Origin of the sequence: Arthrobacter sp. NPDC080073 (assembly GCF_040686575.1) — a bacterium.
Taxonomy (GTDB): Bacteria; Actinomycetota; Actinomycetes; order Actinomycetales; family Micrococcaceae; genus Arthrobacter.
Genome location: NZ_JBFBKR010000011.1, coordinates 80,702 through 105,812, shown reverse-complemented (window position 1 = coordinate 105,812; position 25,111 = coordinate 80,702). Strand labels below are relative to the sequence as shown.

The following is a 25,111-nucleotide window of genomic DNA, read 5'->3' as shown; positions in this document are numbered from 1 at the left end:
ACCTGAGGCGTGCCGGGGATGGGGGAGGGGTCGAATTCACGGTATCGGTATCCAACCGCACATTGAGAGGCCCCCTTAGAACCCCTCACCCGGGCTCAAAAGGGGCCCTGGCAGGGCCTCCCACTGTTGCCGGTCCAACCCCTACCGTGGAAGGTATGAGTTCGAAAGATGAAGTGCGGGCGTTTCTGATGTCCCGGCGCGCCAACATCACGCCGTCCCAGACCGATCTGCAGACCTTCGGCGGGCAACGCCGCGTACCCGGCCTCCGACGCTCAGAAGTGGCCATGCTTGCAGGGGTTAGCCTCGATTACTACACCCGCCTTGAGCGGGGGAACCTCCGCGGAGCGTCAGAGCATGTACTGAACGCCCTCGCCAATGCCCTGCAACTCAACGAGCTCGAACGGGAATACCTCCACGGACTCGCCCGGACCGCCACTGCGCCGACCGCCGCCGCCCGGACAATGCAGAAGAAGCCGGTAGTGCGCGAATCGGTGCAACGGGTATTAGACAGCATGAGCGTTCCGGCCGTGGTGTGGAACCGTCAACATGACCTCGTCGCCTCGAACCTCATGGGACGGGCGCTGTACTCGCCGCAGTTCGAGTCCGACAGTCCCAACCTCGCGAGGTTTATCTTCCTGGACCCCCGGGCGAAAGACTATTACGTGGACTGGCCGCTGGCCAGGCGGATGACAGCAGCAATGCTGCGCATGGAAGCAGGACGCGATCCGCTGAATGCCGAGCTGACTGCCCTGATCGGGGAGCTCTCCACCCGCAGCCCGGAGTTCCGTTCGAACTGGGCCGAGCGAGACGTGCACGAGCACCGCACCGGCCGGAAGCTGTTCAAGCATCCGGTAGTGGGGGTTGTTGACGTTACCTACGACGTATTTGAGATGCCGGGGGAGAAGGGGCTATGGATCGGAATCTATAGCGTCGAGGAGGGTAGCGAATCCGCGGAGAAGTTCGCACTCCTCGCCAGCTGGGCCGCCACCAACGACCAGCTCGCCGCGCAAAGGTTCGCGCCGCCGTCGTCGGCTCATCCCGCCCAGAACCAAACACTTAGCCCGAACCAAACATTCACAGCTAAATCATCGCCAAGCACTGGAGAGCAATGAAGGTCATCGTCATCGGCGGCAGCGGTCACATCGGATCCTTCCTCGTCCCCCGGCTGGTGCGCGCCGGTCATGAGGTCATCAACATCAGCCGTGGCACCCACCAAAGCTACGGCGACGCGCCCGAGTGGCAGCAGGTGCGCCAGGTCATCGCCGACCGGCAGCAAGAAGACCGGGACGGCACGTTCGGTGACAAGGTCGCGGCACTGCAGGCCGACGTCGTCGTTGATCTGGTCTGTTTCACGCTCGAATCGGCGAGCTTGCTCGTCAACCGGCTCCGCGGAGACGCCGGGCACCTGCTGCACTGCGGCTCGGTGTGGCGGTACGGCCAGAGCCTCAAGCTGCCGATCGCCGAGGGTTCCGGATCGGCGGCAGCCCCGTTCGGCGAGTACGGCATCCAGAAGGACCGGATCGCGCGGATGCTGAAAGAGGAGACCGACGACGGCGGGCTGGTCACCACGTCCGTGCACCCTGGCCATATCGTCGGGCCCGGCTGGCACCCGATCGGTCCGCTCGGGAACCTCGACCCCGCCGTCTGGTACACCCTCTCTGCCGGCCAGCCGCTGCAAGTCCCCGGAAGCGGCTCCGAACTGATGCACCACGTGCACGCGGACGACGTCGCCCAAGCGTTCGAGAAAGCGATCCAGAACCGCGACGCGGCAGCCGGTGAGGACTTCAATATCGTCGCCCCGACTGCGCTGACCGTCCGCGGATACGCCGACATCGCCGCCGGCTGGTTCGGCCAGTCCGCGACGGTGGAGACGGTCACGTGGGAGCACTTCCGCGAATCGACCACACCGGAGTACGCCGAGTCGAGCTGGGGCCACCTCTACCGCAGCCATTGCTTCACGATCGAGAAGGCCAAGTCGCTGCTGGGCTACGCTCCCCGGTACGAGCCCGAAGAAGCTGTGCTGGAATCCATCACCTGGTTGATCGAACGCGGGCAGCTCCGCGTCGCGACTCCGCTGAGCGTCCTGGCGAGTTGATCATTTTTGCGTAGCCGGTGCCGGATGCGCCTGACGGTCGCCGGACGTGAGCATTACTTCTTCGACGAACGCGGCTTCGCGGCTTTCGGAGGAAGAGTTGCGACGTATTCGAAGGCCTTCTCGACCCATTCCGCCGTTTGCTCGTCGTCGCCGCTCCAGGATTCGGGCAGTCCGACATAGCCACCCATGGCACGGCCTTCCGGGCCGAACGGAAGCGTTTGGTGCTCGGCCTCCAGCGCCGCTTTGTCGGCGTCGGAAAGCCTCACGCCGATCATCGGGCCGAACAGCCCGGCGAACATGTTCCCGTTCACGAAGGCACCCAGGTTGCCGAACATCGGCTTGACGACCACATCGGGGTTCTCCGGCACCACCGCGCGGAAGCGGTCTTTGTCGGCGTCGGACGGTTTGGGTATCTGCATGTGACTGCTCCGGGGTAGGGGATCGAAAGCCTGGGACTGCCTGAAGCATACGACGGCGGGATGCTGGCTGCCAGCGTCCGGGCACCGTTCACCTTGTCAAACGAGGGCAGTAGGATGGGCCAATGTCGAGTTCACTGGAAAACGAACCTGCAGACCAGGTTCAAGGCATTTTGGACCTTCAATCTGTCCTGGTGCGTGCAGAGAACGGATCGGAATTCCTTACCGGGCTCTCCAAGCTGGCCGCGGCCTCAATTTCTGAAGCTTCCGGCGATGAGATCGAATGCGCAGTCACCGTCAAGGTCAGGCGTCGGCCCCTTACTGCAGCCGGCAGCAGTGAACGCGCCGTGGAGCTTGACCGGCTTGAGCAGGCCATCGGTGACGGCCCCTGCATCAAGGCACTTCGGGAGATGTCCCCCGTGATCATCGACGACGGTTCGACCGATGCGCGTTGGCCGGACCTCACCAAAAAATTCGCCGAGATGGGCGTCCACAGCTCCTTGGGGATTCCCATGGAAATCAGTGACGAGGCCAGTGCCGCACTGAACTTTTTCGCCTCAAAGCCAGGCGTGTTCACCCAGGATGTCTTCAAGCAGGCCGTGGGATTTGCTGCTGCCGCACGCGACATACTCCACCTGTCTGTGCGCATCGACTCCGCCCACAATCGGGCGAAGGACCTGGAGTCAGCCATGCAAAGCAGGACCGCAATTGACGTGGCCTGCGGTGTCATCATGGCGCAAAACAGATGCTCCCAGGCAGAAGCGATGGAAATCCTCACAAAGGTCTCCAGCAACCGCAACCGCAAACTACGGGACGTAGCCGCCGAACTGATCGAACAGCTCTCCGGCAGCAGCATCGAAACCCACTTCGACGAGTAGGAACGGGCGCATGGGCATGGGCGTGGGGGCGCTTGGTAGCCGTGCAGTCCTCGACCTGCAGGTCAGAAGACTCACCCGCGACCAGCGTCAGGCGGGCAGCCCTCGACCTTCAGGTCAGAAGATCCAAGCGGGACCCGCGTCAGGCAATCGCGTCCCTTGCAGAAGAACTCAGATCAATGTTGTCCGGTGGGCGCTGAACTGCTCGCGTGCGGTTGATCGTCCTGGCGTCGGCGAGCTAGACCTGCTGGGCCGCTGTGACCGTGCGGTACGTCAGCCCGGAATTCTCGCTGGCACGGCTGAACCCGAGGCCCTGCAATGCCTGTACCTGTACATCTGTGGTCGTAAACACTATGGATGCCCAACCGGGGCTGAGATCCGGTACTAGGGTCCGCAACGAGGCTTCGAGCTCGTCGACGGTGGCTTCCGGGTCGTGGACCAGGGAGGTAACGATCCACAGCTGCCTCACACCATGGCTTCTTTTCCAGCTCGGCCCATTCAGCCTGAGGCCACGCGAGCGGTGGAACCTTCGGGACGGCAAGATGGCCGCCGTCGAGCCGATGATCATCAACTCGAGGGCCACCGTCACCCCGAAGCTGTTTGCGGCGGGAACGGCCGTGGACACGAGGGTTCCGAGCGCGATGACGATGGCTACCGCGAGGAGAGTCCTGAACACTGCCAACCCGCGGTACTCGCGCTCCGTCCCTGCTGTTGCCGTGACCGGACCGCGGCCGACAACCATGCCGGCGAGGGAAGCCAGCGTAAGTGAGACGGTGGCGGAAACCACAGTGCTGGCCCTCTGAACACGGCTCCGGTCTCCCAACGCGGCATAGCGTCGTGCGGCGTTCCACGCCTGCGCCAGGCTGAGCTCGCTCCATTCGGTGGCTATTGAATTCCCGCCCATGCCCGCCCCTGTCGTCTGCGCCTACATGTCGTGATCGTTCTCCAAGGACTCGATGAGCCACCTGAAGCCTATATCTCACGTTGGGTTCCATCGATCTCGCCGCGCGTCGGTTCGAAAGGCCAGGTCCGCCCTATGGGGTCGGAGAGCTGCATCCGATGAGGGGACCGCCTCGCACTCGACGGCGGACGTCGGCAGGCAGCCCCTCGTGCACGTTAGGGGCGATGCTGTCTTGCTGACAGCTGTCTCCGAATGACCGGAAGGTCAGTTACGATCCGGGGACGAGTTACTCGGAGCAAGCTCGACGAACGCAGCCTCCTGCGCTCGCTGAGTGCGTGACGCTTGAGGATTCAGGTCGGTGCACCATTCGGGATAGACGCGGAAACCGCGTTTGCCGGGATGAAGGTCGGAGCTGACGTATCCGAGCGTAATCAGGTGGGCCTTGGTGAACTGGAAGACCCCGAACCGTTCCTGCTCCTCTACGAAGACGAGCAGTCCAGACATCGACTCGTCAACCGTGAAGGGCCGGGTCGACCCGCCTTCGCCGCGCTTCCAGACCGCGACGAAGGCGCCGGGTTTCGTCGGTGTGATCCTGGCGGTGCGGATTCGCCATTGCTCGTTCCCGATGCGGGCGACCCCGGATTCGTAGTCGCTGTTCTGTTCCTCAACCTCAATGTCAGGCAGTGCATCTGAAAGAGCAGGCGCAAGATCGAAGAAACGCTGGAACGCGTGGAAATTCACTCTCAAACTGTATCCACGTGCGGGCTGAGGGACTGGCTACGGCACCGTTGTGAAGTGCTCAACCACCGGGAATGGGTCGTAGAAATGGTGCAGCAGTTCCTTCCACCGCCCGTAGTCGGCGGACCCACGGAAACCGTCGGAATGGGCTTCAACCGAATCCCACTCGACGAGTAGAAGGTACAGGTTTGGGGACTCGATCGAGCGTGAAATCGACAGACTCCGGAAGCCCTTCTGCCGGCTGATCAGAGGTCGCGCCATCCGGAATGCCTCTTCGAAATCGGACTCGCTGCCGGGACGGACGGGGAGGATCGCGTGCTCCAGAATCATTCCCTCAGCTTCTCACGGTCGTCCGGTTGAGGATCGGCTAACGGTCACCGGGTGAGATCGAGCGCTGCGAAAAGTCCGCCACTTATCGCCGCGAATCTGGGGTTTGTCCCTTGTTGCGAAAGGGGAGCGCGTTCAATACGGAGTTGCGGATTGTGATGCCCGATCGGGACTTGGGTACGAGGAGCCGCGATGCGATGCCGGCGCCCCGTTGTAGGTGTCACCGTCGCTCGTGTCCATTTCGACCCGTTCCCGGCGATCGAACCAACAGGGTCAAGCGGGCGACGGCGCACTGCCGCCGGGCGGAGAAGCTCAGGGGGGTCCAAGCCCAGCAGCCGACGGACCCATTCGCGGTTCCCTGACGGGTTTTCCATGAGCCATGGTCTCAGCCAGTCACTACTCCAGCAACAAGCAGCGCACGCTGAGGGATCCTCATGGGGCGGCGTTCGATCTGCGCGGCCATCCGTTCAAGATGTTGAGAAGGACACTGGCTACACCGACGCCCAGCCCGCCGTAAAGCCCGCCGGAACCGATGAAGTCATTAAATGCCCACCCCACGAGGAGGCCGCCCAGCAGAGGCGGGACAATCAAGACCGCACGACGGACCCACAAACGCTTTCTGACTCTTTCCGGGGCGTTGAGCGAGAAGACAGCCAAAAGCACAAACAGTACGGGGATGAGCATCGCCGGCACCATCGATGCCCGGCATGGCCACCAGCGCCACAGCACAGCGCCGGCCATCCCGAAAAGAACCGCCGCAGCCACACAAGCCCCGACAAGGATCACCCAGCGCAGCCGCGAGACTCGAAGCTGCTCAAGGCCCCGGGCGATCAGCTCGGACTGTTCCTTATCGCTCGCCATCGCGGCCGACTCCCAGAACGCGACGGCGCGAATGCCTGTTTTGCGGACCAATGATCATAATAGGCACGGCATCCGTTCGTGACCTCCAAATCCTCGCGACTTGACAGGTCCGGGAGGTTACCACCGCGGCCATAATCGAACCACTCTGGCTTTGTCCTCTCGCGCACCGGATCACGCGTCACAGTGAAAATGCTGATTGCCACGGCAAACAATCAGTTAGCTTCCTGGCTAGAGTGCTCGCTACCCGTAGGAACAATCCAACCGAATGGAGCGGAAGGCCGAATGGGTGCCCGGTAAGGGATCCCTCAACGTGCATGCCAGGTGGACGCTATGAGCCAACCCTTAGTGCAGCCAGACTTGGCAGCGTACGCCGGAGACCTTGGGGATTGCTGTCCGGATCCGGGTTCGCGGGTTAGGCTCGCGGAATGAAGCTCCGGGGACTACTTCTGATCGTTCTTGGGGTGCTGGGCGTTGTCCTGGCCCTGGGTGTGTTTATCCGTGGCGGTGTCAGCACTGTCTGCCCCGCGGTTGGGCACGCCTACACAGGCGATGCGGAGCTGGTATTTACACGCGAGCCAACGTCGGTTTCGGCATGCTTCGGGGAGGGCTGCACTCTGGCCCCGGTAACCAGGAACCCGGACGGCATGTGGCTCGTGCCACAGTCTGCGCCTTATCTGATGCCGCCCGTCAGTGTCACCTCTGTCTATGTGGATGCGGTGGACTCTTCGGGTGTCCGTGTTGCGCGCGTGCTGCCGATAGAAACAGAGCCGACCGGGGAGCATCCTGATGGCCCCGATTGCGGTGGTCCGGTGCGGTTCAGGCCGGTACAGGTGCCGTCTGGTTGAGCACAGCGGCCGCACCGCACCACGGATACGCGGTCTCCGACCAACTCGCTTTGGCCCGCGAAGCTACTACCGGCGGCCGAGCTTGATGACGATATCCAGTGTCGATTCCTGACCGGGAACGCTAGATTCCATACGTTGCACCACGTCCGCTTTCCGGCTGAGGGTTTGGCTCATAAGGGTCCGTTTAAAGCGCCCTCAACTGCCCCCACCGTCGGTCGCAGAGGCTTCTCGTGGGCGCGGTTTCTCGCAGAGCCCAAGATCACCGATTTTCTCGGCCAGACGGATCCCGGGCGCGGGCCAGGACAATCGAAAGACGACCCCTACTCGTGGGCCACGACGCGGGCGGTGCAGTACCGGCCGCAACCTCCCGGAATACGGCATATGATGGCCAAAGAGTGGCGGGATGGTCACGCCGCGCGGGAGGATGCAGATGGCAGGCAGGCCGAGGCAGGACAACGGGCAGGTACAAGGAGCTGCGGCGTCGCTGTTGAATGGTCTTGCCGTACTGGAGGCCTTTTCCGTTCAAAATCCGGTTCTTGGTGTGACTGAGGTTGCTCAGCGCGTTGGCCTCCACAAGAGCACGGTGTCACGCATTCTTGGCGGTCTGGCAGAAGCAGGATATGTCCAGCGGGATGAGGAGACGGGACGTTATCGGCTCGGACTGGGCCTCCTTGCGTTGTCCGGCCCTTTGCTGGCGGACCTGGATGTCCGCCGTGCTGCGGTTCCGTATTTGGAGCGGTTGACCGAAAGCACCCAAGAGACCAGCGCAATCTCGGTCTGGAATGGTCACGAGGCCATCGTCGTGGAGCAGGTTGCCAGCCCGTATCAGGTCAAACACACTGCCACCATCGGAACCCGTTATAACAAATTCGAGAGTTCCTCGGTGCGGGTCTTCTTGGCCGAGCTGGCGCCGGCGCTCGCGACAGAACTGATCGAATCCGGGCGGATACTACGCACAGTAGGAGACGGTTTGCCGTTGGATCACACGACCCACCTGCAGGAAGTCGCCCGTCAGGCATACGCCGTTAACGACGGTTCGACCGCCGAGGAGGAGTTTGGTGTATCCGCTCCGGTCCGGGATTACCGGGGCAAGGTGGTTGGGTGCATCACTGCAGCTGCTCCCCGTTCCCGCGTGCACAAGCACGCCGCCGGGGACGCTCTGGTTCAAGCCGTACGACAGTCGGCCTCGGAAGTATCCGTTCGCCTGGGCTGGTCGGCCGCGAGCTGAGCTACGGGAGCGATCAAGCCTGAGAGTCCGTCTTGGCCGCCTATCCGGCCGCGTAATCCGGAAGGACTTTGGCGGATGCGGACGAGTACGCGGACTTCACCGGGCCCTGGCTGCTGGACGCAACAGCGGAGGTTTGCTTCCCCGCGGAGCCGTAATGGCGGTCAGCGCATTGGAGCTGTTTCGCCCGGCCGGTTGCCCAGCCGTGTCGATACGCGCTCAGCGGCCTGGAGCACGGCTTCGCGCAGGATCGACTGACTCTGCCGGTGCTGCACCCGGGCCCGGGGCGCGCTTGCTGTGATGCAGCCGACGATTGCGCCCCGGTAGTCCCGCACGGGTGCGGAGACGCCGTATTCCTCGTACGTGGTTTCGCCGTCGTTGACGGCGAAGCCCTGTTCGCGTACGCGGGCGAGTTGTTCGTGTGCCGGGTCCTCGAGTCCTCGGTAGCCGTCCCGTAGTACCGTCCGGCCGGTCAGTAGGCGGTCGGTTTCCTGGGGCGGCAGTTCGGCTAGGAACACGCGGACTGAGGAGCTGGCGAACTTGTTGTAGCACGTGCCGATCGCCGCGCTGTGCTTGACCTGGTGGGGGCTGGCTGTCTGTTCCACGACGATCGCGTTGGTGCCGTTCCAGACGGCGATCGCGGCCGTCTCGCCGGTGGCTTCGGTGAGCTCTTCGAGATGGGGCAGGGCGACACGGCGGACTCCGAGCTCGGCGAGCAGCGGTCCGGCCAGGCCGATCATTCCGATCCCGAGGCGGTATCGTCCGGTATCGTCGTCGCGCTGGACGTATCCGGCTTCATCCAGACCGGTGAGCATCCGGGAGACCGTGCTCTTGTGCAGACCGACGAGCTCGGCGATCTCCGTGACGCCCAGGAGGGAACGCTTTGCGACGGAGAAGGCTTCTAGGACCGTAAGGCCGTTGAGCAGCGATGCTGCCGCCCCTTGCGGTTTGTCAGTGGTGGTTTGTGGGTCCAGCATGAATTCTCCCTCTCCAGGCACTTGTGCAGTCGCCCGTGCCAGTCATCGAACGGTGTGCCCGTTCCACCTCTGGCCGGAGGCCGCGACGCCGGCCGCTGCGGGCCCGGCACGGCGGGCCAGCGGGTCCCAGAAGATCCGGGACCGAGCCGTGGTGTGTGGATCCGCTTAGGCTAGGGGGTGTTGACTGGGTTTCGCCGAGTGAAGTTGGGTGGGTTGATGAGGTACTGGATGACGTTCTCAAGCGGCTCGAGGTCTACGGCGGCGGAGCCCCTCTGATGGACGATCTGGTCTCGAATCGGCTTCTCACGTCATTGGGTGGATCGGCAAATAGTGGGATCCTTGGCGACTGCCGTGTTCCAGAAACGCGCTCATCATCGCAGCCCAGCCCGTCCAGACGACAGCCTGCACCCGCTGAGGGGTGCCGGCCGTCGTCTGGTCGGGGGCCTGGGGATGCCGAGCCGCGGAACTCCGAGAGTGTGGTGCGGCTCAGGCCGGATCCGCGGGGGTCGCTACCTCGGGCTGGGGATCCGAGAGGGTCTTCGGGACCGTGTCCTCGAACTGCGGGAGGCGGTTCAGGTACTCCACCACCGAATCCGTGGACTCCACGTCACCGAACTTGTTGTCGATGTCGTAGAGGTTCCACTGCACGACGCCCGGGACGCGGTCGCCTATGGTCTCCCGGGGGACGATCGGGCGGAAGCCCTTCGCGATCGCGTCCTCGACGGTGTGGCGCACGCACCCGGCCGCGGTGGCGCCGGTCACGATCAGGGTGTCGATGCGGTTGGAGGTCAGGAAGAGCTCGAGGTTCGTCCCCGGGAACGCCGAGGCGCGATTCTTCTCGATCACGACCTCGCCCTCCGCGGGCGCAATGCGGTCGTCGATCTGCGCCCAGTAGGAATCCGCCGGAAGGGTCTCCGTGGGGATCTTCGAGTACCACAGACCCATGTCGTTCGTCCCGGAGGTGGCGTCGCGGTTGCGATAGACGTTCGTGGTGTAGAAGACCGGGACATTCTTGGCGCGCGCGGCCTCGTTGATCCGCTGGACGTTCGGGATGATGGTCTCCATGCCCGGGCAGCTGAAGGGGTGGCCCGGACGGGTCCAAGCGTTCGCAAGGTCGATGTGGATGACGGCGGGCCGGTTGCCGTAGCCGATCCGACGCTTGAAGCCCCGCTCGTTGTAGATGTCCGTGCCGGCTTCAAACGCCTCCTGCAGCACTGCTGCAAGACGGGCTTCGATGTCGTTGAACGTCTCTGTTGTCATGGCTGTCTCCACTCTCTTGGGGACCAGGCTTTTCCTGTCCGCAATTTTGTTGCTGTGCCATCACGGTAGTTGCTGTTTGTGCAACGCACAACCCCCTTCTGAGATTTGCCGGAATTCGCTTCCGGTCCCGCGCTGCCCAAGTGACCCAATGCTGACATCTTCCAAAAAGCGTGAACTCTCGAGCATGGCGGTTTATCAAAAGGGTCAGCCTTTGACCACTCGCAGCATCCGGCCTGTAGGCAGAGGGGGCGACTCAAAAAAAGAGTCGTGAAGCATTGCATGTTGCTCTCAGGGGAACTAGATTGCTTACTAAGCAACTTGTGACCCATGGCACATTGATTTGCGGTCTAACCCCAGAGGACTCCAGCCCGGGGCTGGTCTAATGGCCGAGAGGCCGACGCAGGCTTTCCCCTTCAACGCAGTCCTGAGCCTCACTTCCGAAAGGACCCCAGTATGAAGCGCATCGGAGTAGACGTCGGCGGCACCTTTACCGACTTGTATTTTTCGGACGACGCCCAGCGCATTGCCGTTGTGGAAAAGGTTCCGTCAACCCCGCACGACCCGTCCGAGGCGGTGATCAGCGGCATCATAAAGCTCTGCGCGAAGGCCGGGGTCTCGCTTGCGGAGATCGACCAGCTGGTGCACGGGACCACGGTGGCTACGAACACCGCTTTGACGCACACCGGTGCGGAGGTCGGGATGATCACTACCGAGGGTTTCCGGGACATCCTGCACATCGCCCGTCACAAGAAGCCGTACAACTTCTCCCTCCAGCAGGATCTGCCCTGGCAGACCAAGCCCCTGATCAAGCGCCGTCATCGGCTCACGGTCAAGGAGCGGATCACCGCCCCGAACGGCGACGTCCTGGTTCCCCTGGAAGCGGACGAGGTCCGTGAGCGCGTGCGCGAGCTGAAAGCGGCCGGCGTCGAGGCCATTGCCGTGTGCCTGCTGCACTCCTACCTGAACCCTGCCCACGAGCAGCGGATCGGGGAGATCGTTGCGGAGGAGTTCCCCGAGGCTTACCTGTCCCTGTCCAGCGAGATCGTGCCCCTGTACCGGGAGTATGAGCGGTTCTCGACCACGGCGCTCAATGCCTATGTCGGTCCCCGGGTCTCGCGTTATCTGTACCGTCTGCAGGAGCAGGCCGAAGGTCTGGGTTACAAGCGGGAGATCCTGCTGATGCAGTCCTCCGGCGGTATGGTTCCGATCAAGGAGGCTGCCAAGCGGCCCGTCACACTGATGATGTCCGGACCGGTCGGCGGCCTGATCGGGGGCATGTGGGCCGGTCGCCAGTCCGGCTTCGATAACGTCGTCACCCTGGACATCGGCGGTACCTCGGCGGACATCGGTGTGGCCTACCAGGGTGAACTCCGCATGCGTCACCTGCTGGACACCAAGATCGGTGATCACCAGGCCATGGTCCCCATGGTGGACATCGACACCATCGGCGCCGGCGGCGGCTCCATCGCCTACGTCGACGCCGGCGGGGTCTTCCGCGTCGGTCCTCAGTCCGCCGGCGCCGTCCCGGGCCCGGTCTGCTACGGCCGCGGCGGGACGGAGCCGACGTCGACTGACGCCCAGATGTTGCTGGGCCGCATGCGTCCTGACCGCGTCCTGGCAGGCTCAGGGATGGATCTGGATCTCGGTGGCGCCAGAAAGGCCATGGAAGGCCTCGCGGAAAAGCTCAACATGTCGGTGGACGAGGCCGCCCTCGGCGCCCTGCAGATCCAGAAATTCGGCATGACGCAGGCGATAGAGCAGAACTCCGTACGCCGCGGCTACGACCCGCGCGACTTCACGCTCGTCGCCGCCGGCGGTGCCGGCGCACTGTTTGCCTGTGAGATCGCCGCGGAGCTGGAGGTCCCGAAGGTGCTGATCCCGGCCCACCCCGGCATCATGGCCGCGACCGGCCTGCTGGCCACCGACGAGAAGTACGAGTTCGTCGCGACCCGGCGGTTCACGTTCGCCCACGCCGACCCCGTCGCCATCCAGGGCTCCTATGAACAGCTGGAGCGCGAGGCCAACGCCCAGCTCGATGCCGAGGACGTACCAGCCGAACGCCGCAAGCTCGAATGGCTCGCCGACGCGCGCTACGAGGGCCAGGGATACGAGATCCGGTTCACCGCCCCCGCAGGGCCGGTCAACCAGGCCTGGCTGGAAAAGGCCGAGGCAGCCTTCCACGACGCGCACTTCGAGGAGTACGGCCACCGCTTCAAGAACGGCACCGTGGAGGTCATCAACATCCGGGTGGAGGCCAGTGCCGTGATGGATGATCTGCCCACGCCGGAAGCAACGAAGTCCGGTTCGCTCGAAGACGCCTTGGTGGAAACCCGCCCGGTGACCTTCGAACAGGATGGCAAGCCGGTCACCCTGGACACCGCCTTCTATGACCGCGACCGGATGGGCGTGGGAATTACCTTCGCCGGTCCCGCCATCATCGAGCAGTACGACTCCACCACGGTTATTCCTCCGGGGTTCTCCGGAGCGGTGGACTCGGCCGGCAACCTCGTCATCGACTGCCCGGCTGCCGCCCAGAGCGCCGAGAAACTGGCCACCCCGATCCTGATGCGCGTGATCGGCGGCGCCCTGAACTCGGCGGCCAAGGAAATGGCATCGGTGCTGTTCCGCATGGCCTACTCCTCAATCATCCGCGAGTCCGAGGACCTCGGCGCAGGGCTGTTCGACAGGGACGGCAACGTGCTGGCCGAGTCCGACTCCACGCCCATGTTTATGGGCTCCATGCCCAAGATCGTCAAGGGCGTGATCTCGGTCCTCGGCGATGACATCCACGACGGGGACGTCATCCTGCACAACGATCCTTACCTGGGCGCCACGCACTCTCCAGATGTGGCGATCATCGAACCGATCTTCCACGACGGAGAACTCGTCGGCTTCGCCGGCGCTTCGGGCCAGCTGATCGACAACGGCGGTGCGTACTCCGGGCTGATGGTGGACATCCAGGACATCCAGTCCGAAGGCACCATCTTCCGGGCGGTGAAGATTTCCGAGAAGGGCGTCCGGCAGGAATCGCTGATCCGGCACATCCTCAACAACACCCGCACGCCTACCTCCAACGAGGGCGACTTCCAGGCGATGATCGCGGCCTGCGAGCTGGCCAAGACCCGATATACCGCCCTGATCGAGCGCTACGGCTTCGGCGCGGTTCGCGAAGCCGGCCAGAGCTGGATCGACTACTCGGAGCGGATGCTGCGCCAGGAAATCGCCAAGATCCCGGACGGCGTCTACGAGACCGAGGTCGGCTACCTGGACGATGACGGCCGCAACTACGGCAAGAAGCTGCCGATCGTCGTGAAGGTGATCGTCGAAGGTGACGAGATCACCTACGACCTCAGCGGCTCGAGTGAACAGGTGCCCACCGCCTACAACTGCGCGTTCGAGGGCACGACGGTCTCGGCGTTCACGTTCATCACCCGCATGATGTTCCTGGACGAGGTCGCCTTCCCGGTTTTCGTGCCCCAGAACGAGGGCATGCTCAAGCCGCTGAAGGTGATCGCCCCGGAGGGCACCATCTTCAACCCGAAGTACCCGGCAGCGACCTTCTCGCGGTTCTCCCAGGTGCAGCGCGCCGTCGACCTGGCCCTGCGGGCCCTCGCCCCCGTCATCCCCGAACGTGTCACCGCCGGCAACTCCGCCCACATCCACTTCATCTCCTACTCAGGATGGGACGAGAAACAGGGCGAGTACTGGGTCTACCTCGAGGTCAATGAGGGCTCCTACGGCGGCCGCGCCACCAGCGACGGTCCGGACTCCGTGGACAACCTCATCGCCAACACCCGCAACAACCCCATCGAGGAGCTCGAGTGGCGGTTCCCGATGCGCACCGACCGCTACGAACTGCGTTCCGAACCGGCCGCGGCCGGCGAGTTCCGCGGCGGGATCGGTATCATCCGGGAAAACACGTTCCTGACCGACACCGCGATCACCTGCGAGGGTGAACGCCACGAGTCGGACGTGCCGTGGGGCGCATTTGGAGGCCATGAAGGCCTTAACGGCTCGCTCGTGAAGAACCCCGGCCGGGCGGGCGAGGAGTCCTGGCCTTCCAAGGTCACCGGCCGCCAGCTGCTGGCGGGGGACTCCCTCCAGATCACCGTGCCCAGCGGCGGCGGTTTCGGTGACCCGCACCGGCGGGACCCGCTGAAGGTCCTCGAGGACGTGCTGGATGGCTTCACGACCGTCGAAGCGGCCGCCAGGGACTACGGCGTGGTCCTCAAGGAGGTCAACGGCCAGCTCACCGTCGACCTGAAAGCCACGGCCGAACGCCGCGACGTCCTGGTCTCCGAGCTCAGCCCCACAAGCTGAACTGGAACAGCAGTGAGGGGGCGGTCTGGGGGCCGGTCAACGACCTAGGCCTCCAGCCCGCCCCTTCGTTTTGTACCCATCACATCCTCATCACACCCCCCAACCATCCCCGTGAATTAGGAACCGATATGTCCACTGCCTCAACCTTTCAATTCGTCGAGTCCGATGTCAGGCCCAAGGATGTCCGGCTGGCCACTTGGATCTGCTTCTTCGCCTGGACCTTCGCCGTCTATGACTTCGTCCTGTTCGGCAACCTCCTGCCGAAGCTGGCCTCAGACCTCGGCTGGAGCGCTGCGCAGTCCACGGGGATCAACACCTGGGTGACCGCCGGCACCGCACTCGTGGCCTTCGCGATCGGCCCGATAGTCGACCGGATCGGCCGCCGCAAAGGCATCCTGATCGCCGTCGCCGGTGCCGCTGTCGCCTCACTGCTGACCGCCACTGTCGGCTGGGTTGCGGGCATCGCAGCGGGCCTGGGACTCGTCTTCCTGGTCCTCGTGCGTTCACTGGCGGGCCTCGGCTACGCCGAGCAGGCCATCAACGCGGCCTACCTCAACGAAATGTTCGCCCACCAGAGCGACCCCGGCAAAGCCCGCCGCCGCGGCCTGATCTACTCACTCGTCCAGTCCGGCTGGCCGGTCGGCTCCGTGCTGGCAGCCGGGTCCGTCTACCTGCTGTTCCCGATCGGGGGGTGGGCGCTCTGCTTCGCCGTGGCCGCCCTCCCCGCCGTCTTCATCGTTCTCGCCGGACGCTGGCTCAAGGAGAGTCCCCAGTTCGGCCACCGTCACCAAATCGACAAGATGATCAAGGACGGCCGGGTGGAAGAGGCGCAGGAGCTCGGAAACAAATACGGAATCGACGTCTCGGAGAAGGCCAGCCCACTCGTCTCGGTGTTCCGAGGGGAATCGCTGCGATCCACCCTGACGATCGGCGGAGCCTTCCTCCTGAACTGGCTGGGCGTCCTTGCATTCGCGATCCTCGGCACGTCGCTGCTTACGGCACCGGACGGCAAGAACATCGAGTTCGACAACGCGCTGCTTGTCCTTGTCATCTCCAATGCCACGGCCTTCGCCGGCTACCTGTTCCACGGTTGGTTGGGCGACCGGATCGGGCGCCGCAACGCGATCGGGATCGGCTGGATCCTGTGTGCCGTCTCCTTCTTCACCATGCTCCAGGCACCGAACGGGAACTTCCCGCTCATCATCGGGCTCTACAGCGCCGGGCTCTTCTTCCTCATTGGCCCCTTCTCCGCCCTGCTGTTCTTCACGGGCGAAAGCTTCCCCGTCCACACCCGGGCAACCGGCAGTTCCATCATCAACGCCTCCGGCCAAGTCGGAGCGATCATCGGCGGCCTGCTGATCACCGCCACCCTCGCCGCCGGCGCCGGCTGGATCAATGCCACCCTATGGTGGGGCGTCATCCCCATCCTGGCCTCCGGCCTGCTGATCTTCGCCGCCCGGAACGTCGACCCCAGCAAAGTCCGCAAGGACTAACAAACCCGAACCCCGCCACAAACACCCTCCGCACGGCGAGAACTCCTGGTCCCCCCAAGAGTTCTCGCCGTGCGGACGCGTGATGAGCTACTTCGTCTCGGTTGCTGTGTTCGGAGGTGCCGTCATTGCGGTTTGGAAATTCGGTTCATTGCCTGACTAGGATGGCGCTCCGCTCGTCCCTGTCGTGGTGAGCCGCACACGTGGTGCCTCGTTAATGACATCTATGTTCGCTCGGTCTTCATCGGAGGTGCCCAGCCACGCACCCCGCAACATACTCCGCGTCCACGCCCACCCCGCCGACAATCGATGAGTAGTGCCCGGTCAGCCACGGCAGGCCGACCACGTACAGCCCCGGACATTCGGTGACGCCGCGGACTTGTCGCGGGTAGCTCCATGCATCCAGAACAGGAATGTCCACAAAACCAAGGTCGAGCTTGTAGCCGGTGGCCCACAGGACCGTGGTGATGTTCTCGCCGGCCAGGTTCAGCAGAGCAGGCGAGGAAACCGGTAGCCAGTCGTCCGCGGGCGCCTGCGGGTGTTCGGGCGCGTCGATTCCTGCGGCGGCGATGTAGGTGTCGAGCGCACGACCCATGCGCTGGCCGAACCCGGCCTCGACTGTTGCCAAGCGTTCGGGGAGGTCGTCCGTGAAGGCGAGTTCGCCGTCGTCGGCTGCTTCCAGGTGCCCGTGCAGCCGCACGCCCTTGCGGCCGAGCTCGCGGAGGTGGATGTCGTGGCCGCCGTCGGTGCCGGAGAGCAGGGGGTTGCAGGCGAACCGTGCCGCGGGGGAGGGCAGCTGCCCGACCGTCAGGGCGTTGACCCCGTACTCGGGTCCGTGGATTCCGGCTTGCAGGATCCAATAAATGATGTCGTGCCCGCGATACCGGCGCGGCGCCTCCGGACACATCGACACCGCCAGATGCACCTCACGCCCGGCCTCGAGCAGGTCTTCCGCGATCTGGCCGCCTGACTGCCCGGTCCCGACAATCAGCACAGCGCCGTCGGGCAGTTGCTCCGGATTGCGGTAGTCGTGCGTGTGAAGCTGCAGGACGCTCCCGGGAAGTCCGGAGGCCAGTGGCGGGATCTTCGGTATCTGGTACGCGCCGGTCGCCAGCACCACATTGCGTGCCCGCCAGCCGCCGTCGGACGTTTCGACGCTGAAGCCGCCGTCCGACGTCGAGATCCGCGTGACGTCCGTGCCGGTCCGGACCGGGGCGCCGATCCTCCGCGCATAGTCGCGGAAATAGTCCACGGCGTCGTCGCGCGCCATGAACGCCTCCGGGTCCGACCCCGTATACGGCATGCCCGGCAAGTCCAGTGAGAAGTTCGGGGTGTTCAGCACGAACGCATCCCAGCGATCCTGCCACGCGCCACCCAGCGCGGCTCGCCGTTCAAGGACCAAGTGCTCGACGCCGGCCCGGCTGAGGAAGTAGCTCGTGGCCAGTCCCGCTTGGCCTCCACCGACTACAAGCGGTCGATTTCGACGGGGCGGTCCTGTTGAGCGGCCCTGTTCTGTTGTGCGGCTCTGTTCTGTTGTACGGCTGTGGGCGGGTCAGTCTCCATGAGCGATCCTTCCGGTCCCTTGGCAGAACTTTACGCTCAGTGATTCGGGTGCGGGAGGTGCGGGCCCCCAGCCGGAAGTGCAAGGTTTTGTCGAAGAATTGCCCAAGATTTTTCATTTGACCATCCAGCTGGGGCGGCTTATGGGAGCATCGACCTCGGGGCCTTTCCCGTTGGATGTTGGGGGTAGCGATGTTCGTTCCGAATTCCGGTGATCAGTTCCGAGAGGATGATCTTCCAGCCCAGATTCGTGCACTGCGGATGCCGCGTTGGGCTGGTGCGGTCCTCGGCGCGGGCCTCGTGGTGATCGCAGTGGCAGCGGTCGCCGGCTCGATTCTCGTCAACGAGAGCGACGGGACGATCATCCCGTTTTGGGTCGAGGCGCTCATCCTAGCGGGAGCAGTAATTTCGGCGATCTCGGGCGCCGTCCTGCTCTGGCATGCGGGAGAGTGGGTCACCCTCACGCGGGACGAGGCGATCGTGACGAGGGCATTCGTTGTCCAGGTCCGGGTCGGACGCATGCAGATTGAAGACTTCCATGCCTACCTCCACCAGTACCCCGCTCGCGGGGGAGTCCAGTACCGCATGGTGCCGACCTTCACGACCAAAGACTGGTACGACCGGCTCCGGGACCTGCCGCTGCCATTCCTGTCTTACTGGAATCCGGTCGGCGGCACGGAAGCTCCCCTGCCGCCGCGTGCCGCGTACATTGAGGCCTGGACCCGAGCTGCCAGCGGCCCGTACTCGAGAGCCATTCCCGCCGGCGCCGTACCCTACACGCTCTCGATGCACCGGCAGGCCCTGCGGACAGGTCTGCAGCGCCGCGCTCGCATGTGGGCGATCCTCCTCCCGGTCGTTTCGATCGGGCTCGGTCTAAGCCTCGGCTTCGGTCTCGGACCTGTCGCCAAAGCCTCGGGCCATAGCCGCACCGGCTTCGACAACCGCAGCTTCGACGCCCAAACGAACCGCACCGGCATCCGCGACCTCGACGACGCGCTCACCCCGGCCGTGACCTCCTTCCAATGGCGTGCGATGGTGTATCCGGCGACCGGCACGAGGGATTTCACCTTCTTCCCGACCATACGGTCCTTGCCGTCGGCGCCTTACACGGTCCGATACTTCATCCGTGACCCTGCGCAGCACGGCACGGATCTCAGCGTTCCGGAGCAGAACTACGGCCGAATCGTCTCGCAAGGGACAATTTCCGTAAAGAACCCCTCGATACAGTTCACGCTCGACCACGATGACAGCACCTTCACGTTCGAGGTCTACGTCACCGACGATCACGGGCACACCACGCGCGACTCGGATCTCTACAGGAACCTCGCCGCGCTTCCGGCATCGACCCCCACACCGATGGCCACGCGCTGAGACGCGCCTTGCCTCAGCCGGAAGTGCCGATGCAATCCTCCTGAATCGGTCCTAGAGTGTTGGCCATGGCTATCGCACGCTTCCCCGTGGTCGTACTCGACTGTCCCGATCCCAAGACCTTGGCCGAGTTCTACAGCGCCCTGCTCGAGTGGAAAATCGAGCGGAACGACGACGATTGGTGGTCAGTCCGCGCCGAGTACGGCGATTCGCTGGCCTTCCAGAGAGTCGACTCCTACAGGGCGCCACAGTGGCCCGGCCAGGACGTCCCGCAGCAGATGCACCTCGATGTCGTAGTCGATGACCTCGACACCGCTGAGGCAGCTGTGCTCGAGCTCGGCGCGACCAAGCACGAATACCAGCCGGGAACGTCATTCCGGGTGTTCCTTGACCCCGCCGGTCATCCTTTTTGCCTCTGCTTGGACTGATGACAACATCGGTCAGGATTGAAGAAGCGGTCAGTGCGGCCTCGGCATAACGTCGAAAGCACGAAGCAACCCACCTCACTGAAGGATCTGCCATGACCGCCATCGAATCAGTCACCCTCGAAGTTCCTGACCCTACCGCCGCCACAGCCTTCTACGACGCCGCTTTCGGATTGGGTCCGCGGGTGCGCGTGCGCGCCTCGGACGCTCCTACTGACGGTTTCCGCGGGTTCACGCTGTCGCTCGTAGTCTCACAGCCATCTACCGTCAACAACCTGATCGATTCCGCGGTGGAAGCCGGCGCCACGACGCTGAAGCCGGTCGCAAAGTCATTGTGGGGCGTCGGCGGCGTCGTGCAGGCTCCGGATGGCGCGATCTGGAAGGTCGCGACGTCGGCGACGAAGGACAGCGGTCCGGCCGCCCGGGAGGTCGACAAGATCGTGCTCCTGATGGCGGTGGCGGACGTTTCCGCGAGCAAACGGTTCTACGCCGACCGGGGCCTCTCCGTTGGGAAGACCTTCGGTAAGTACGTCGAGTTCGCGATGCCGTCGAGTCCCGTCCAGCTCGGGCTCTACGCTCGCCGCGCCCTCGCCAAGGACGCCGGTGTCTCTCCCGACGGAACAGGATCGCATCGACTCGCGATCGGCAGCGACGCCGGCCCGTTCACCGACCCGGACGGATTCGCGTGGGAGCCCGCGTCAGCGTGAGGCGGGCGATGTCTCGGCTCGTTCAAGGCCCTTGAGGCTCGTAAGTGATAGCTTAGTCACACCTAAACGCGAAGGAAGGGCCGTGCTTTTTCTCTCAACCGGTAACGACGTTCTCGCTCCAACGGGGTACGAAGCCATCGCGACGGTGCTGGCTTTCGCCGCAGTAGTCGTCTTTGTCTGGGCCCTGATTGTGCTCGCGCGCAGCGCCGGAAGTCTGACTAATCGGGAACTCGTCCTCTGGCTCTTGTTGGTCCTGTTCATTCCGCTCATCGGCCCGGTGGCTTGGATCGCAACAAGCGTGAAGCATCGGAAGCGACCTTCGATTTCCTAAGGTGGCCTACCGCGAGTTCCATCGGAACCAGCGGAGCCTGGACCCGTTCAATTGAGCAGCAGTTCTAGTGGGGAGGCCTTCGTGACGGCATCCAAGATGAAAACTGCTTTAAAGTTTTCAATCACAATCGCGATTCTAGGTGCCGCCGTTTCAGGCGTTAGCCTCTTGACGTACTTCTACGATACTCACAGCATGACGCAAAGATTGGCCTGATCCCTTACCACGACTACCTTGAACTTACGAGAATGACGCTGATTGAGAAGTACTTCTTGGCGGCTGGCTCAATCTCGTGCTTGATAGCGGGAGTCGTCGCGATAATTATCCTCGTTCGAATTCGCAGTCGCCGACAGTAAATTTGCGGTCGATCGAAACTTCGCGATCAGCACTTATGGCAGACGAAAGGGCTACTATCCAGGCGAGAGGACGGTGACCCGGCATCAACCGCACCGGCGAGAAGGTCGCCGTCGTAAGCGATCATCAGATCAGCCTGGCGCCTGATCGCGGTTGCCAGATGGATCGCATCCGTTAAACAACTCGATCGGCACGTTCCCAATGCTCCCGCAGCAACGCGCCAAGGCGATCGGGTTCGATCCGGTGCGGGGGATCAAAGTGGTGGCGGTCCGGGAACACTTCGAGGCGGAAGTCCGGGAACACCGTGGACAGCCGCTCGGCAACCTCGCCATAGTCGTCCGGGTTACTTAGGCCGCCGAGCACGAAGAACACTGGCCGGTCGAACGCGGCGAGTCGGGCCTTATCCAGGTCGTAAACCTTGAAGTCCCGCAGAAATGCCCTGATCCCCGCCGGCCGCTTGGCCATCCACGGCGGTGGTCCGCCCTCAGGCGGCGGCGGAAGGACGACGTCGGGCTTCACTCCCAGCCTCATGAACGCGGCCATGAACTGCGCAGGGGGAAGCGTCTCGAGCGCTTCATATTCCTTCCAGAGTTTGGCGTGCGCCGGACTCCAGTTCCAACTCCCGGCCCATGCGGGCTCCAGGAGCGTGAGGCTGAGCAGTCGCTGTGGATGCTTGGCAGCGAACGCCAAAGCGGCGGCTCCGCCTCCCGAATAGCCGAGTAAATGGAACGCCTCCCAGCCGCGGGAGTCGGCCTCGCGAAGCACACCGTCGATTTCGGTGTCCAGGCTCCAGCCCGGCGGCGGCTCGTCGCCGTCGTACAGTTCCAGGTCCTTCGCGACGGCGTCCACGTCAGGCCCAAGCGCTTCGATCAGCGCCCCGTAGGCGGGCTCGGCGGGAAGGACGCTCCCCGGAAGAAGGACAACCCGAATCGGCTTCATTGCGGAACTCTACGCCGGTTGGCGCGGGAAAGGAGGGCTACTTTCCAGGCGAGAGGACAGTGACACCGGCGTCAACCGCAGCGGCGAGAAGCTCGCCGTCGTAAGCGATCATCAGATCAGCCTGGAGCCTGATCGCTGTTGCCAGATGGATCGCATCCGCGCTCCGGAGACGGCCAGGAAGGGCGGCCGCGTACATCAGATCGGAACGGGCGATATCCACGAGATTGATGCCGCTCAGGACGGTATTGACGGGTTCTGCGCCCAGTCCCCGCCGCCGCGCCGCGCAATGAAGCTCGGGATACAGCAGCATTGACGCGACAAGGCGGTCTCCGCTTGAGGCCGCAGTCGAGAGATACTCAGCGGCGGCAGCTGATTCCGGTTCGTCGACCACCAGCTTGAGGATCGCCGAGGTGTCCACATAAGTGATCACCGATCACGACGCAGATCGGCCAGCATGTCCGAGGTGCTCATCTCACTCCGGATGCGGGGCACGAGCCCGAAATCCACAGGACTCTCAGCGGCAGGGCGGACGCCGCCTGACTGCAGCAACCGTTCGAACGGCGACGAGGAAGGCGGAATGAGCGTGGCCGCAATTTCTCCATTATTGGTCACGTCGATGATTTCGCCGTTTTTGACGCGCTCCAGAATCTTGCTGCTGTTGTTGCGGAGTTCGCGGTGCGGGATTGTGGTCATCATGTGCCTCCGTAGCAATCGTAGCACTGCCGGAGAGTGCGGTGCGGCGGGTGGTTTGCACAGGCCACGGGATACGCGCTTGGCGGCGCGCGACCGATGAAGTTTTTGACAAATAGTAGCCATCCGCCCAAAGCCCTGTATGCTTGTAGCTGTTGTTGTGTTTGGCATTTGGTAGTTCAGGCAGTTCCCGCGGTCCATCAACCGCGACCTTCTGAAGTAACGGTGGAGAACACCCCACACCGGAGGCCCGACAGTCGGGACAACCTCCACCTTCAGTAAGGAAACTGAAAAAATGGCTACAGGTATCGTCAAGTGGTTCAACTCTGAAAAGGGCTTCGGCTTCATCTCCCCGGAAGATGGCAGCCAGGACGTTTTCGCTCACTACTCTGCAATCAACTCGGGCGGCTACCGCTCCCTTGAAGAGAACCAGAAGGTTTCCTTCGACGTCGAGCAGGGCCCCAAGGGTCCCCAGGCAGTAAACATCCAGGCTCTCTAAGCTTCGGATTTCAAAAAGCAGGGCCGGTCAGTGACCGGCCCTGCTTTTTTGCGCCTCTTTCCGGGTTGTGTGACCCCCACTTCGCGACGCGCAAATTACCCGGGGATGCGCTAGATCCCTGTCGACACCTGAATCCTGGTGTCGACAGGGATTCGGCGTGTCGTCGAGCTTTGCTGTAGCGCTCGGCCCGGGGTTTGGTCGTGTCCGTCCCGGGATTGTCTTCGCTCGGACGATGGATTCTGCTCAATCACTCGAATGGACAAATTGCCGGGCCCGCGGAATCACGGGACCGGCAACTTCGGCGAAGAGGGTGATCCAGCAGTACCCGGCTGTGTCCCTAGGTTGTCCTGGGTAGCCCTTATTCGCAGGCTATCCCGTCGTTATCCCTGTCCAGCGCGGGCCGGTAACCCGGCTGGCCCCGATAGATAGGTGCGGCGCCGGCGGCCCGGGCGGCCGTACAGTTCGCGTAGTAAACGGACGACGGCGCCGGTGGCTGTACCTGCCTGGCCTGGGCTTGGTCTTGTTGTGCCTTCACTGCGGCAGCATCGGCGTCGGCCTTCGCTTGCGCCGCCGCCTGCGCCGCCGCGGCATCGGCAGCAGCCTGAGCTGCCGCAGCTTGGTCCGCTGCCGCCTTGTCCGCCGCAGCCTTGTCGGCCGCAGCCTTGTCGGCCGCCGCCTTCGCCGCCGCTGCGGCTGCTGCCGCACGTGCATCCGTTACCTTCTTGGACTCCGAGCGTTCCATCCAGAGCAGGACTCCCGCGTCGGACTTGGTGCAAATGAACTCCTTGGGTGGATAGCTCTCCTTTGCGTTTTCCGTCACGCAGGACGCGGACTTTGGCGCGGTCGGTGTCGGCGTTGGCGTAGGAGTTGGTGTCGCCGAGGCGGATGCTGATGCTGATTGCGAAGCGCCGGCCTGCGAAATTGTCGGGCTGGCTCCGCCGCACGCGGCAAGGGAGAGCGCTGCGGCTGTTGATGTGACGATGGCGAAGACCTTGAATGCAGCTTTGCGAGATTTCAAAAGGTCGTGCGACGCGTGCTTTATTTCCCCGTTGTTTTCAGGCGCGCGAGTATTCATTTATTGCCCCCATGATTCAGTTTTTGACGCGAATGTCTGCAGATCCTAGCACTCGAAATGCAAGAAAAGAAGAAGTTGTCCACATGGATGGGAGGTCCCCTTGACGGAGCCCTCAACAGCATGGCACCGGATCTTGATTAGAAACTATGTTCGAACGAGAAAAAGAAGATTCGAATAAATATCCACATGCGAGAGGTTCGATCTGGAGGCGGCCACGAAAGCCCCGTAGCGTCGAAAGCAAGAGACCACCATCAGGAGAGCCATGGAGAAACAACTGCCAAACCTCACTTCTTTGGACGCCAGGGGAACACTGAGTTTTCATCGGCGCACACGTAGATGCGAAACAAAACCCCACGTCGGCACACGGAGACGCCTCCCCGCGCACACTGAGTTTCGCCAAAACACCACTTAGATGGCAGTACCGGACTTTACGGTTGCCCTTGGAACGAGGTTCGTCAGCGCACCCGGGGGATTCCGAGGGAGTGGCTGGATGTCCGCCTGCCAAAGCCCGGCTTCGGGCAGGAAACAGTTGAACCGTCTGGACCTCGCACCACCTAGGGACCGGATAGTGCTGGATCAGCGCGTCAGAGAAAGTTGGATCGCGAGTGTTCGATCAGGAAGTTCGGCGAACGCTGGACTACGTTGCTCGCGGAATGATGGTTCGAATTGTGGGCGCGCCTGGCAGCGGGCGTACAAGTGTTGTCCAAAAGGCTATTGCCGATCTGGAAAATACCGGAGCAACGGTTTACTCCATTTCGGGACTCCGCTCACATCGCGGAATACCATTTGGCGGAATACATAGCCTGAGCCTGGATATTCGAATAGGCCAACTGGGA

General features: G+C 63.3%; 22 protein-coding genes and 1 pseudogene. 11 read left to right on the top strand and 12 right to left on the bottom strand.

The annotated features are described in order from the left end of the window. The first annotated feature begins 155 nt into the window (after window positions 1-155). A complete protein-coding gene (locus AB0O52_RS14000; RefSeq protein WP_364538492.1) occupies window positions 156-1,112 on the top strand; it encodes a helix-turn-helix transcriptional regulator in 957 nt (318 codons plus the stop codon). Further along, window positions 1,109-2,095 carry an NAD(P)-dependent oxidoreductase gene (locus tag AB0O52_RS13995; protein WP_364538490.1) on the top strand — a complete coding sequence of 329 codons (987 nt, stop codon included), beginning with the start codon at window positions 1,109-1,111 and terminating at the stop codon, window positions 2,093-2,095. The genes AB0O52_RS14000 and AB0O52_RS13995 overlap by 4 nt, the downstream gene beginning before the upstream one ends. A 53-nt stretch (window positions 2,096-2,148) precedes the next feature. On the opposite strand, the gene AB0O52_RS13990 is transcribed toward AB0O52_RS13995, so the two are convergent. Beyond that, window positions 2,149-2,514, bottom strand: a complete 366-nt coding sequence (locus tag AB0O52_RS13990; protein WP_364538488.1) for a TfoX/Sxy family protein — start codon at window positions 2,512-2,514, stop codon at window positions 2,149-2,151. A 122-nt stretch (window positions 2,515-2,636) separates the two neighbouring features. Between AB0O52_RS13990 and AB0O52_RS13985 the strand changes: the two genes are divergently transcribed. Then, complete coding sequence (locus AB0O52_RS13985; protein WP_364538486.1) at window positions 2,637-3,389, top strand: GAF and ANTAR domain-containing protein; 753 nt, start codon at window positions 2,637-2,639, stop codon at window positions 3,387-3,389. Window positions 3,390-3,624: 235 nt separating this feature from the next. Here the strand turns inward: AB0O52_RS13985 and AB0O52_RS13980 are convergent, their stop codons facing one another. The 4 genes from AB0O52_RS13980 to AB0O52_RS13965 form a co-directional block, all read right to left on the bottom strand. After that, the gene (locus tag AB0O52_RS13980; RefSeq protein WP_364538484.1) at window positions 3,625-4,290 is read right to left on the bottom strand and encodes a hypothetical protein; all 666 of its coding nucleotides are present in this window, start codon (window positions 4,288-4,290) and stop codon (window positions 3,625-3,627) included. 261 nt (window positions 4,291-4,551) lie between these two features. Continuing rightward, the gene (locus AB0O52_RS13975) at window positions 4,552-5,028 is read right to left on the bottom strand and encodes a MepB family protein (RefSeq protein WP_364538482.1); all 477 of its coding nucleotides are present in this window, start codon (window positions 5,026-5,028) and stop codon (window positions 4,552-4,554) included. Between the two features lie 36 nt (window positions 5,029-5,064). Further along, on the bottom strand, window positions 5,065-5,355 hold the full coding sequence (locus tag AB0O52_RS13970; RefSeq protein WP_364538480.1) for an antibiotic biosynthesis monooxygenase: 291 nt from the start codon (window positions 5,353-5,355) through the stop codon (window positions 5,065-5,067). 429 nt (window positions 5,356-5,784) lie between these two features. Beyond that, on the bottom strand, window positions 5,785-6,264 hold the full coding sequence (locus tag AB0O52_RS13965; protein ID WP_364538478.1) for a hypothetical protein: 480 nt from the start codon (window positions 6,262-6,264) through the stop codon (window positions 5,785-5,787). A 1,218-nt stretch (window positions 6,265-7,482) separates the two neighbouring features. Here AB0O52_RS13965 and AB0O52_RS13960 point away from each other — a divergent pair. Further along, window positions 7,483-8,286, top strand: coding sequence for an IclR family transcriptional regulator (locus AB0O52_RS13960; RefSeq protein WP_364538601.1), 804 nt, complete (start codon window positions 7,483-7,485; stop codon window positions 8,284-8,286). 161 nt (window positions 8,287-8,447) lie between these two features. Here AB0O52_RS13960 and AB0O52_RS13955 read toward each other — a convergent pair whose 3' ends face one another. Both AB0O52_RS13955 and AB0O52_RS13950 read right to left on the bottom strand, forming a co-directional pair. Next, window positions 8,448-9,260, bottom strand: coding sequence for an IclR family transcriptional regulator (locus AB0O52_RS13955; RefSeq protein WP_364538477.1), 813 nt, complete (start codon window positions 9,258-9,260; stop codon window positions 8,448-8,450). 486 nt (window positions 9,261-9,746) lie between these two features. Beyond that, entirely contained in the window at window positions 9,747-10,520 is a 774-nt protein-coding gene (locus tag AB0O52_RS13950; RefSeq protein WP_364538475.1) for an N-carbamoylsarcosine amidohydrolase, read from the bottom strand. A 453-nt stretch (window positions 10,521-10,973) separates the two neighbouring features. Between AB0O52_RS13950 and AB0O52_RS13945 the strand changes: the two genes are divergently transcribed. Next, on the top strand, window positions 10,974-14,840 hold the full coding sequence (locus AB0O52_RS13945; protein ID WP_364538473.1) for a hydantoinase B/oxoprolinase family protein: 3,867 nt from the start codon (window positions 10,974-10,976) through the stop codon (window positions 14,838-14,840). A 128-nt stretch (window positions 14,841-14,968) separates the two neighbouring features. Further along, entirely contained in the window at window positions 14,969-16,333 is a 1,365-nt protein-coding gene (locus AB0O52_RS13940; RefSeq protein ID WP_364538471.1) for an MFS transporter, read from the top strand. A 238-nt stretch (window positions 16,334-16,571) separates the two neighbouring features. On the opposite strand, the pseudogene AB0O52_RS13935 reads toward AB0O52_RS13940, so the two are convergent. After that, window positions 16,572-17,801: pseudogene (locus AB0O52_RS13935) on the bottom strand (NAD(P)/FAD-dependent oxidoreductase); the annotation flags it as partial. 350 nt (window positions 17,802-18,151) lie between these two features. Between AB0O52_RS13935 and AB0O52_RS13930 the strand changes: the two are divergent. The 4 genes from AB0O52_RS13930 (at window position 18,152) to AB0O52_RS13915 (ending at window position 20,721) form a co-directional block, all read left to right on the top strand. Beyond that, on the top strand, window positions 18,152-19,261 hold the full coding sequence (locus tag AB0O52_RS13930) for a hypothetical protein (protein WP_364538469.1): 1,110 nt from the start codon (window positions 18,152-18,154) through the stop codon (window positions 19,259-19,261). A gap of 65 nt (window positions 19,262-19,326) precedes the next feature. Then, on the top strand, window positions 19,327-19,686 hold the full coding sequence (locus AB0O52_RS13925) for a VOC family protein (RefSeq protein ID WP_364538467.1): 360 nt from the start codon (window positions 19,327-19,329) through the stop codon (window positions 19,684-19,686). A 92-nt stretch (window positions 19,687-19,778) separates the two neighbouring features. Next, the gene (locus AB0O52_RS13920; RefSeq protein WP_364538465.1) at window positions 19,779-20,390 is read left to right on the top strand and encodes a glyoxalase; all 612 of its coding nucleotides are present in this window, start codon (window positions 19,779-19,781) and stop codon (window positions 20,388-20,390) included. Window positions 20,391-20,472: 82 nt separating this feature from the next. Further along, window positions 20,473-20,721, top strand: a complete 249-nt coding sequence (locus AB0O52_RS13915; protein WP_364538463.1) for a hypothetical protein — start codon at window positions 20,473-20,475, stop codon at window positions 20,719-20,721. A gap of 525 nt (window positions 20,722-21,246) precedes the next feature. Here the strand turns inward: AB0O52_RS13915 and AB0O52_RS13910 are convergent. The 3 genes from AB0O52_RS13910 to AB0O52_RS13900 are packed head-to-tail and all read right to left on the bottom strand — an operon-like array spanning window position 21,247 to window position 22,707. Continuing rightward, the gene (locus tag AB0O52_RS13910) at window positions 21,247-22,011 is read right to left on the bottom strand and encodes an alpha/beta hydrolase (protein WP_364538461.1); all 765 of its coding nucleotides are present in this window, start codon (window positions 22,009-22,011) and stop codon (window positions 21,247-21,249) included. Between the two features lie 37 nt (window positions 22,012-22,048). Beyond that, a complete protein-coding gene (locus AB0O52_RS13905; protein WP_364538459.1) occupies window positions 22,049-22,441 on the bottom strand; it encodes a type II toxin-antitoxin system VapC family toxin in 393 nt (130 codons plus the stop codon). Continuing rightward, a complete protein-coding gene (locus AB0O52_RS13900; protein ID WP_364538457.1) occupies window positions 22,438-22,707 on the bottom strand; it encodes a type II toxin-antitoxin system prevent-host-death family antitoxin in 270 nt (89 codons plus the stop codon). Before AB0O52_RS13900 ends, AB0O52_RS13905 begins: the two co-directional genes overlap by 4 nt. A 289-nt stretch (window positions 22,708-22,996) precedes the next feature. Between AB0O52_RS13900 and AB0O52_RS13895 the strand changes: the two genes are divergently transcribed. After that, a complete protein-coding gene (locus AB0O52_RS13895; RefSeq protein ID WP_028266315.1) occupies window positions 22,997-23,200 on the top strand; it encodes a cold-shock protein in 204 nt (67 codons plus the stop codon). A 358-nt stretch (window positions 23,201-23,558) separates the two neighbouring features. Here AB0O52_RS13895 and AB0O52_RS13890 read toward each other — a convergent pair whose 3' ends face one another. Further along, window positions 23,559-24,020, bottom strand: a complete 462-nt coding sequence (locus tag AB0O52_RS13890) for an excalibur calcium-binding domain-containing protein (RefSeq protein ID WP_364538455.1) — start codon at window positions 24,018-24,020, stop codon at window positions 23,559-23,561. Window positions 24,021-25,111 lie beyond the last annotated feature (1,091 nt).